Raw genomic sequence first — 10,297 nt, forward strand, 5'->3', positions numbered from 1 at the left:
TTCAACCTCTGGCGAAAACTGCTCCTCAAAGGCAGCATCTAGATCATTACGAAAATCCTCTTCAAAACGGGCAATATCCTCCAATAATTCACGTAATACTATTTCATCCACATACGATACATAATATTCTACGGCCTCCTCGAAAGTATCACAATCACAGATAATAAAGATATCTTGATTGAGATATCCTCCCATTAACTGATATATTTCTTCATATTCATGCATTTAAATCACCATGTTTTGGATACGCTGTTGGTATGTAGTATGGCTTCCCATTATAGTTTTCTGACTTGAGCACTACCCTAATTTTTGAAGTTTGGATGTAGTTGGTAGTTCCTTTCTTAATATATCCCCCCACCTTATAGTTGCTAATTTAATGCTCAATCGTTAACGTTCTTTTCGAACCAGACTTAACCCACTGCGCAATGTAAAGCTTATTCGCATGCAGCGCTTCAGAAATTGCCTGCTCAGCTACCCTTAAGTTAAAAAAAGAACTTGCGGCAGGACCTACTCTCGGATCAGTGGCCAGTCGATGCAAAAGTTCCTTTTCTGCTTTATTAACATGCTTGGAAATTGTATGTCCACCAATCTTAGAACCAGCAACAGCCTCATGTTCAACCAACCTTATTCTACCCGTCCGAATAGCAGCCACCCTAATCGCACCTATAGCAGAGGCGAATCCAACAGGAACTGCCAAATCAACCGTCAGGGCAATTATATTTGCTGTCCCTTTTTCCTTACCTCACATTTCTGCTGTTGCGGCAACTGCTTGAGCGGTTGTTGTGTTGCTTGACTTGCCTGTTATGATTTGATTAAAAGAAGAATGGACCACATCTGCAGCATGCCCTCCAACTACGACACAAGCTGCTTTTGTCAACATAGTAGGATCTGGCGCAGCACACATACCACCAGCGACGAGCATTTGAAGCATGCCACCAGCAAGACCTACCCCTCCCCATAAGCGATTACTCAGCACTTCTCCTTCGCTAATCGAGGCATTATGAAGTATCCCAGCCATCTGAACCGGCGACAGTACTATTTGTAACCCTTCTGCTTCCGTTACCATGAACACACCTCAGTTAATAAATACTGTTGCTCATTCTAACCACTAATTTTTACGCTATTATGATGCCGTTTATTAAGCTTATCCGTTAAAACTCACCCTGTCTTACTAATTGAGACCAAAGCAGCGAATCAAGATTTAAGCAAGGGGTGGAGGGATGTTAACCTTTATCTCCATGAAATCCACCGCTTATACGACACCCAGTTTCACCATTTAGGTACATTATTCCTGTCAGCGACGCCAAGCCCCCTTTCACTGACATTTATAAACGCCCATATACTGTCATACATTTTCTACTTTAAATCACCCTCCTAAGACCTAGATTAGATCGTTATCTTGATGATTTCAGTCTTTTTGCTTGCAACATATAATAAGAATCATTATCATTATTATTAGTAATAAGTTGTGCGATCTATTTACTTACGGTTAAAAGGTTTTTATACCTAGCCATCAGACAAGTGATGCTTGCTCTCAACACAGAGTGTTCAAAACACTGGACACACCACGTCTACACCCACTCTCTTTACCTAAGCTAAACATTGCGATCGAATAACTTGCATTGCCCTTAGTATCCGTTTAAGCATTAATTTTTGTGAGGTTAAGTCGTTCTATGTCGCGCCCGCTATTTAAAGAATCCATCGTCCTAAGCGCCATTTTAACTGCGCTCTCTAGCGCCGCTTATGCGCAAGAGCAAATGGAGCATTTAGGTGAAGTTAACGTTGTTTCTACCTCTGAACTTTTACCACTAGAACCTAGCAACGTTCAGAATGCTTCAATCACATTGCTCGGCATTAAAGACATTGATCGCAGTACCAATCATAGCGCAAGCGACCTTTTCCGCTATACGCCGGGAGTACATTTTGAGCGAAGTAATACAGCCCGCGTTTCAGATATCGTAATTCGAGGTATGGGCGGCGCAGGAAGCGAAGATGGCACAGGTCAGAACCGCATAGCGATTAATATTGATGGCATCCCGGTAAATGATACTTTTGTGCATGGGCATATTACGCGCAACACACGAGCAACCTTTGATATCAGCGACCTAAAACAGGTTGAAGTACTTAAGGGACCTGGCGTCATTGGTCCAGGCAAAAGCGGGCTAGCTGGAACGGTTAATTACACCACCAAAGATCCCCAAGACTACTACCAAGATAACAACCGCTACGGTGGTAATATTCGCACGGGCTATGACTCCCAAGATCGCAGTAACTTTATCGGCGGCACCGTTGCTAGTGATTTAAGCGATACGCTATCTGCAATGTTTTCCTTTACACACCGCACCCTACATGAGCTCAAAAACAAGGCCGGACTTGACGTTGTAGGCCCCGACCGCACCCGTAGCAATCCCTCACGCGGCAATTCACAAAACTACTTAGCTAAGTTGGTCTTTCAGCCAAGCAATGCTCATAAATTCACATTAAAGATGGAGCATTTTAGACTCAGCAACCGCATTGATGAGTTAGACAACCAATACGCTCTAACGGGCAATTATGAGGATTACAACAAAAACAAACGCTCCGCCTTTAGCTTACGTCATGACTTTAACGCTAACACCATGTTATTTGATAGCGGTTACTGGCAGATTTACACGCAAAAAACCAAGCAAACACGCGAACAGGATCTTGCTTACGGTATACCTAGTTATGCCATCACTGGCTATGACGTCAAGAGTAGTGGCGCCCAGCTTGGACTAAGTAAGCGATTGCATACGGGCTCAGTTAACCACAATCTACAGTACGGCTTTAACTATGAGAGAACTTCCACCGAGGTAAGTTGGTTATGGGATGCCAGAGTATTCCGTATGGGCCTTATCAATGCACCGTTCCAACCCAAAACGGTAGTCAATAACTACAATTTCTACCTAGCGGATGACATTGACTTATTAAATGGTCATTGGTTCATCACACCAGGAGTAAGCGTTGGGCACTACAAGCTCAGCCCTAAAGCCACTACGGGCTACGATGATAAAGCTCCATTTACCACAAGCAGCCGCAATTATGTCAATGCAGAAATTGGCACACGCTTTAATCTCAATGACTATAACCAACTCTTCCTATCCTATCGTCAGGGTCTCAGAGCACAGTCATTTGCAGAAATGAACTCAGCTGGCTTCCATAGTAGAAGCTTACCCAACCCAGATCTAAAACCTGAAAAAAGCCGTGGTTTTGAACTAGGTTTACGTAGCTATGGTCGCTATGGCAACCAAACTATTACTGCCTTCCATACCACCTATACCGATATGATTACCAAGACCACTTTTGGCCGCTACCCCAACAACGCTAGTACCATGATCAACAAGTCTGGTAAGGTCGTTATCTACGGTCTAGAGTATGAGGGCAACTTAAATCTTGCTGAGGCTTTCGGCACACCTGAGGGTTGGAGCCTGGCTGCGGGCTTAGCCTATGCTAAAGGTCGAGATCGCGAACTCGATCAACCATGGTCTGCAGTCGATCCCATTAACGGCTTCCTAAGACTTGGCTTTGATGATCCAAGCGATATATGGGGCGTTGCCACCACATTAAACTTTGCTAAGGGCAAAAAAGAAAAAGATATTGATGCGGAGCAACTCCAAAGTAGTAATGGTTACCGACCTGTTGGTGGCTTTGGCACCTTGGACATCACTGGCTACGTACGAATGGCTAAGCACTTCCATATCAATGCGGGCGTTTACAACGTGGGCGATCGTAAATATGTGACATGGAATGATGCACAATCAGCAGCCTTAGTAGGCAATGACTACAACCGCATGACGCGACCTGGTCGCACCTTTGCCATCAACCTACGTTACGAGTTTTAAGCAAGATGAACATAAAACGCCTAATTAGTATTCTGACCTTAATTAGTGCGGGCCTAACAGTACAGGCCCAAGAGCGCATCGTTTCTGCCACAGGCAACGCCTCAGAAATTATCGCTAACTTGGGCTTGGCCGAGAGTTTAGTAGGCGTGGACACCACAAGTACAGAACCCGCTGAATTAATGGACTCCCTACCAAAGGTGGGCTACCGTCGCAACCTATCAGCAGAGGGTATCTTGTCACTCAATCCCGATCTGCTTATCTTAGCGCCTGATGCAGGACCGCCAAATGTACTTGAACAATTAAAGGTGGTCAATGTACCTCTACTCCAAATCCAGGATGATAAAAGCATCAATGGCTTAGTCAATAATATCGAGCTGATTGCCAACACCTTGGGCGCCCAAAAACAAGCTAAAGAACTCATCGCCATGATCCGTCAAGAGGAAAAGGTAATAGCCAAAGAGCGGATGAACTATAAGCGCAAACCAAAAATTGCCATTCTGATGGATGGTACGACCGGGCAACTAACAGGTTTAGGCAGAGAGACTGCTGGCGATAGTCTAGTACACATTGTGGGCGGTGAAAATGCTTTTACCGAGCAATTCAAAGGCATGAAAGCAGTATCACGCGAGTCGTTGATCGCAGACGCAACAGACATGATTATCATAAGTACTTTCTCTGAAGAAAAAAAAGTAAATGAGCTAACCCTAGCCAAAGCACATTACCCAGAAATTGCCTTGAGCCAGGCAGGTAAAAATGATTGCATCTTCCGTATTGATGCTGTTAAAGCCTTAGGCTTTGGTCCTAAACTCACCGAAGCTGCACTACAAATTGCGCAAGCAGTGAATCGCTGCTTGCCCTAGGTGGAGTCGACTGTGGTTTTAATGGAATATTTGAAAGCATATACCGATTACACTATTTTCGGCATCTTAGGTCTAATGAGTTTAATCATGGTGTATGCCGCCATTGAGCGGAGTCTATTTTTTGCAGGCTTAAAACCCGCTAAATATCAGACGGTGTATGAGCTTGAAATCGATATGCGCAAAAACTTGAGCATTATTTATAGCACTGGCTCTATTGCCCCTTATGTAGGGCTTTTAGGCACCGTGATCGGCATTCTGATTACTTTCTTTGATATGGGTCAGGCGGGTGGCAACATGGATGTCACGCAAATCATGATTGGGCTTGCCCTTGCGTTAAAAGCTACTGCTGCAGGCATTGTGGTCGCCATTCCTGCAGTGATGATTTACAACCACTTTCAAAGCAAGGTAGATACGGGCAAACTGGCATGGCAAGCGCTAAATGAAAAAAGTCTCATAAACTGTCAGGAGACCTCTGATGCAAAAATTTGATGGTATAAATGTGGTCCCTTTTATCGATATTATGCTGGTATTGTTGGCTATTGTATTGGCGACGGCGACCTTTATCTCACAGGGAAAAATCCAAGTGAATTTGCCCCAATCAAATAACAGCACCTCACTCGCCTCGCAAGATTTGGCCGTGGTCGTTGTAGTCGACCAAGCAGGGCATTACTTTATTGATGATAAACCACAAAGCCTTAGTGAGCTTGAGGCGCTCATGACGCAGCAGAGTGACCAGCCAATCACCATCAAAGTTGATGCGACCGCCCCCTTTCAGAGCTTTTTAAGCCTGACGGATATTTTGAATAAGCAAAACTTAAGCAAGGTCACTGTTATCACGGAAAAATCAAGTACGGAGCAGCACTAATGCGTAACCTTTTTGCGGCGACCTCATCAACCCTCATTCATCTATGCTGTGCTGTGGTCATCTATAGTCTGTGGCATGGTGCGGATGACCTTATCCCTGTGCAAGCAGCCGAGGCCAGGGTCGTGGATATCGGCATGTTAATGGCGGTCGAACAAAGTGACAATATACAAAAAACGCAAGCTAAACAAGCCAGTGCCTTGGCAGCAGTAGATTCTGCGCCTAGTCAAAAATCAACTGAACCAGTCGAGCCTGAAGCGAAACCAAAGGAGCAGCCCAAGAAAAAAGCACCAGAAAAGATTACAAAACCTAAGCCTACGCCCACACCTAAACCCAAAAAGGCACCCATAAAACACAACCACTCGACCCGAAAGCACAATACTGACACCATTCAAAAGACAGCAAGCCAAGCACAACAAGGCAGTGGGCTTGCTAAAAGCAATCAAATCGCCCAGCAAGGCACGACCAACAAGTCACTTGGTGGTCAAGGACATGCACAACAAGGCCATGGCGCTTCCTACCTAGCAGGCTTACTGAACACCATCTCCAAACGGGCGGCGCAGAGCTATCCACAACAAGCCAGACAAATGCGCCAACAAGGACGGGTTAAAGTGGCTTTTACCCTGCAGGACGATGGTCGTTTAAGCAATATCCGCCTGCTACAAAGCAGCGGCTATCACAGTTTAGACCAGGCCGCACTCAACACCTTAAAACGCCTTGGCAAGTACTCGCCGCCTCCAGCTGGCGTTAATCGACAAATTAGTACCACCATTGTATTTTCACTTAAATAATAACTGATAAGAGCAAAGGAATAGTTATGCTTCATTCACATACCGAATCAACGAACCAGCTTATCGACGATAAAAACTTATCCGACTTCGATAGCTACACCACCGAGCAAGGCCTACAAGACGCCTTAAAAATTTATCAAAGCACCTTTGCTGGTGACTTAGCCACTATCATCCGTCCAGGTAGAGAATTGTCTGGTTACCCCATGGGTTCAGTTGCCCCGTTTATGCTGGATCACACGGGTTGTCCTGTCATTTTTTCAGCACGTATTGCCGAACATAGCAAAAACGCTAAAAATAACAGTCGCGCTTCCCTGTTGGTGCGCGATATCAGCTGCAATCATCGCATCGAAACGGGTTGGCGTCTCACCATCGTTGGCGACTTAGAAGAAGTAACAGCGGATGAACGTGAACGCGTGGCTAAGCAATATGAGCGTTTTTATCCAAACTCCGCCTCCTACAGCAAAGTACACGACTTTATGTTCTTACGCTTAAGACCTAAGAAACTCCGTCTGATTAAAACCTTTGGTCAAATTAAATGGCTAAATGTCGAGGAGGTTGCGGTGGCATCCCCCTTTACAGAAGCACAGGAAGATCACATTATCGGGCATATGAATGAGGACCATGCGGCGGCCATTCAACATTATATGAAAGTCCTTAACATTGAGAACGCAGCCACAATCACACCCGTCATGGTTGGCGTAAATCAATTCGGTGCAACCCTGCGCTATGGTCAGCACCTTGTACAACTGCCCTTTACTGAGGTATCAATGACGACTGAAGCGGTGAGAAAGCAACTCGTTGCCTTAGCTAAACGTTAGGACATGTGAGCTTATGTTTTTATCGATACACGGTACGTCACATCGTATCTATATTTTTGTGATTTTGGCTTGTCTGTTTTCTATCACCATCTTTGCTGGCATTAGTACAGGTGCGGTTAAATTCGACCTACAAGCTTTTATTCACTTACTACTAAGCGACTCTCAAACCTCAAGTAATGACTATGCAAAACAAATTCTTTTGCATATTCGTTTGCCGAGGGTGATTGCCGCCATTTTGGTGGGTGGATCCTTAGCCATCTGTGGTGCTGTGATGCAAGGCTTATTTCGCAATCCCTTAGTCGATCCGGGTATTGTAGGGGTAATGTCAGGCGCGTCTTTGGCGGCGAGCTTTAGTATCGTGTTAGGTGGTACCTTTATGCCTACACTTTTCAAAAGCCTAGGCGATTATGCCCTACCCTTTATGGCCTTTCTAGGCGCTTGGTTGATGACGCTAGTACTGTATCGATTCTCAAAGCGCGGTGGTAGCTTAAATATTGCCGCCATGCTTCTCATTGGTATCGCCTTAGGGGCACTTGCTGGTGCCCTAACAGGCTTACTGACTTATGCCGCTGATGACAATCAATTGCGCTCTCTGACCTTTTGGGGGATGGGGAGTTTAGCTATTTTTGACTGGCACAAAGTATCCATTTTGTTTGTTGTTATCCTCTTTGCTACACCACTTTTAGCCCGTGAAATACGACTACTTGATGCACTGATGTTAGGGGAAAAAGTTGCTGGGCATTTAGGCTTCAATATTGAGCGTGCAAAAAAACGTTTAATCTTTTTAGTCGCTTTACTCGTTGGCACCTCGGTTTCTTTTGCCGGAGGAATTGCCTTTATTGGCCTAGTGGTACCGCATATCGTCCGTGGCTTAGTAGGCAGCCACCATCGCTACGTCTTTCCTGCCTCGTTTATCTTTGGTGCCACCCTCCTCTGCCTAGCCGATATGATGGCACGCACCGTTGTCACTCCCGCCGAACTTCCCATCGGCATTATTACTGCAATGATTGGTGCCCCCTTTCTTGCTTACCTAGTCTGGCGTCAAATGGGAGGACTACGCGCATGACACCAATTATCTCAGCACAAAACCTTGGAGTTCAGGTGGGCATGAAGCACCCGCGCTCACTCTTACGTGATGTTTCAATCAGCATCCCAGCCGGGCAACTAACGACCATTATGGGCCCTAATGGGGCGGGCAAAACAACTCTACTAAACCTACTTAATGGTGACAACAGGCCCGACACTGGTCTGGTTCTTTTTAAGCAGAAAGCGCTTGCAGACATCAATCGTCTTGCTTTGGCTAAACAGCGCGCGGTCTTGCCACAGTTAGATAACGTGCCTTTTTCCATTAGTGTTATGCAAATTATCGAAATGGGACGAGAGCCCTACCGCGATACTGCTAGCCGTCATGATAATGCCAGCGTGATCAGGCAAATCATTGAATGGATGGAACTAGAGGATATGCTTGAGCGTAACTACAGCTCATTATCGGGAGGCGAGCAACACCGTGTGCAAATTGCTCGTACCTTAGCGCAAGTTTGTCGTGACAGTGATTTTAATTTACAGGGTCAGGTGTTGTTCTTAGACGAGCCAACTAACCACTTAGATATACGTCACCAGTATGCCTTGATGTTACTCTTGAAACAACTCCAAGCCAAAGGACTCACGATTATTGTAGTGATTCATGATATTAACTTAAGCTTGCAGTTTTCTGATCAAATTATCCTGCTAAAGAATGGCCTGCTGATGGGACAATACACGCCCGAACAACTCGTGCAATGCAACGCCCTATCGCACGCCTATGATATCAATATTCGGGCGGCATGGCATGATAAATTTGAGCGCTATTTGATTGCTCCCCAAATGCAGACTTAAACTATTAAAGCTTGACATTTAATTAGGCAGTTCCTATGTCACACTATCCTCACTTAGCTAGACTTGTCTTTCAGCGGCAGCGTGTGCTTTGGTGTATTGAGTGGCGAGGGGTTTATTGAGTTGTAATACGCTGCCTAGTCACCACCTCGGCTTTCGAGTTGGCGCTTTTTTGTGAGCTAACGAGAGAACCCGAGCACTGTATTTTCTCCTCCATCAAGGATATAGGCCCTTTGAATCCCATCAGATGAATACCATCTTTTACCGACAATCGGGTCATAGCCTTCGTGATACCCTAAGGACAAAAGATATTCCTCAAGCTCTTTAATATCTCGTCTGCCATCATACTCTACTTTAATGCCCTCAGAACGTGTGCCGTCTTGTGGATAATATGAAATTATTGATTTATCCGTCATCCCCGGTGCATTTTTAATTTCGTCTGGGGTGAACATCTCGTAAGGGATTCGATCCAATCGCGTGTAATGCTGGGAATCAAATGAGAATATGTAAGGGCCATACAAAACAGCCCAGCGACTGATAAACACAATACAACAAAATAGTATGACCCACTTCAACCATTTAAGGCTTTTGTTCGACACAAGCAAACTCTTCTCCTAATCCATTTGGAAAATCTCTCATACTAACTCCCTATGTCACACTAGTTGTCCGATCATTTATGCTTGATTAAGCCAGGATGAGCTATAAGGTGGCGTGCATTAACTCTGAGCTGCCATTCCGCAACAAAGGACGACAAGGATTAACGGCGAGCAATCCGATACTTTTGCGCAACCACAAACACCAAGACGCTGAACATTTATGATGATTTTAATCGTGACATCCTTAGATGAATAAGTCACCAAAACTCATATCAAAAGCGTTTTTCAAGGAACAAATCTTGATATTGAGCCAGACCCCTTATCAGAAAGCCTATGTAGAACGCTTAAATCAAAGCCATCGGGAATAATGCTGCCTATGTTTCTCTTTAGCAACATAGAACAAACACACTGTCACACTAAAGTACGTCTAACTACGTATAATACGCTCAGAACTCAGCAGGCTTTACTGGGGCAATGCAGAGGAGAAACAAATGAAAATTGATTTTTCAAGACGCTTAATGCAATTAACCGTAAGACACGATATTAACAATACCGCTGATTTAATTAAAAAACTGTCTGATGAGGAGTTTAAAGCCTCTGATGATGTTGACATCCTCCCCGGCCTGAAGGCCGGAGAT

The 10,297-nt window shown here is 44.9% G+C and carries 11 protein-coding genes and 1 pseudogene; 8 read left to right on the top strand and 4 right to left on the bottom strand.

From position 1 onward, the window contains the following. From HMPREF3179_RS01410 to HMPREF3179_RS12345, 3 genes and pseudogenes are all read right to left on the bottom strand, one after another. Positions 1–225: contact-dependent growth inhibition system immunity protein (locus tag HMPREF3179_RS01410; protein WP_070469411.1), on the bottom strand; the 225-nt coding region annotated here is incomplete at its 3' end. Then, positions 218–652 (bottom strand): annotated as a pseudogene (locus HMPREF3179_RS12445) (RNase A-like domain-containing protein). The gene HMPREF3179_RS01410 and the pseudogene HMPREF3179_RS12445, both read right to left, overlap by 8 nt. Before the next feature lie 90 nt (positions 653–742). Beyond that, complete coding sequence (locus HMPREF3179_RS12345; RefSeq protein ID WP_018026927.1) at positions 743–1,066, bottom strand: hypothetical protein; 324 nt, start codon at positions 1,064–1,066, stop codon at positions 743–745. A gap of 589 nt (positions 1,067–1,655) precedes the next feature. Between HMPREF3179_RS12345 and HMPREF3179_RS01420 the strand changes: the two genes are divergently transcribed. From HMPREF3179_RS01420 to HMPREF3179_RS01455, 8 genes are read left to right on the top strand one after another with little or no spacing between them, the layout of a single operon-like run. Further along, the gene (locus tag HMPREF3179_RS01420; RefSeq protein ID WP_141743413.1) at positions 1,656–3,860 is read left to right on the top strand and encodes a TonB-dependent hemoglobin/transferrin/lactoferrin family receptor; all 2,205 of its coding nucleotides are present in this window, start codon (positions 1,656–1,658) and stop codon (positions 3,858–3,860) included. A gap of 5 nt (positions 3,861–3,865) precedes the next feature. Further along, entirely contained in the window at positions 3,866–4,720 is an 855-nt protein-coding gene (locus tag HMPREF3179_RS01425; RefSeq protein WP_052043604.1) for a heme/hemin ABC transporter substrate-binding protein, read from the top strand. 21 nt (positions 4,721–4,741) lie between these two features. Continuing rightward, positions 4,742–5,209, top strand: coding sequence for a TonB-system energizer ExbB (exbB, locus tag HMPREF3179_RS01430; RefSeq protein ID WP_070469412.1), 468 nt, complete (start codon positions 4,742–4,744; stop codon positions 5,207–5,209). Continuing rightward, positions 5,196–5,585: a TonB system transport protein ExbD gene (gene exbD / locus HMPREF3179_RS01435; RefSeq protein WP_018026931.1), complete on the top strand. Its 390-nt coding sequence runs from the start codon at positions 5,196–5,198 to the stop codon at positions 5,583–5,585. Before exbB ends, exbD begins: the two co-directional genes overlap by 14 nt. Then, entirely contained in the window at positions 5,585–6,373 is a 789-nt protein-coding gene (locus HMPREF3179_RS01440) for an energy transducer TonB (RefSeq protein WP_018026932.1), read from the top strand. Before exbD ends, HMPREF3179_RS01440 begins: the two co-directional genes overlap by 1 nt. Before the next feature lie 26 nt (positions 6,374–6,399). After that, positions 6,400–7,191, top strand: coding sequence for a HugZ family pyridoxamine 5'-phosphate oxidase (locus tag HMPREF3179_RS01445; RefSeq protein ID WP_018026933.1), 792 nt, complete (start codon positions 6,400–6,402; stop codon positions 7,189–7,191). Positions 7,192–7,204: 13 nt separating this feature from the next. Then, on the top strand, positions 7,205–8,257 hold the full coding sequence (locus HMPREF3179_RS01450; RefSeq protein ID WP_048766811.1) for a FecCD family ABC transporter permease: 1,053 nt from the start codon (positions 7,205–7,207) through the stop codon (positions 8,255–8,257). Continuing rightward, positions 8,254–9,066 carry an ATP-binding cassette domain-containing protein gene (locus tag HMPREF3179_RS01455; RefSeq protein WP_083290354.1) on the top strand — a complete coding sequence of 271 codons (813 nt, stop codon included), beginning with the start codon at positions 8,254–8,256 and terminating at the stop codon, positions 9,064–9,066. The genes HMPREF3179_RS01450 and HMPREF3179_RS01455 overlap by 4 nt, the downstream gene beginning before the upstream one ends. Positions 9,067–9,242: 176 nt before the next feature. On the opposite strand, the gene HMPREF3179_RS12450 is transcribed toward HMPREF3179_RS01455, so the two are convergent. Beyond that, positions 9,243–9,515 (bottom strand): hypothetical protein, encoded by a 273-nt coding sequence (locus tag HMPREF3179_RS12450; RefSeq protein ID WP_225792237.1) that lies wholly within the window; start codon positions 9,513–9,515, stop codon positions 9,243–9,245. Between the last annotated feature and the right edge of the window lie 782 nt (positions 9,516–10,297).

The organism is Oligella sp. HMSC09E12 (genome assembly GCF_001808505.1).
Lineage (GTDB): Bacteria > Pseudomonadota > Gammaproteobacteria > Burkholderiales > Burkholderiaceae_B > Oligella > Oligella urethralis.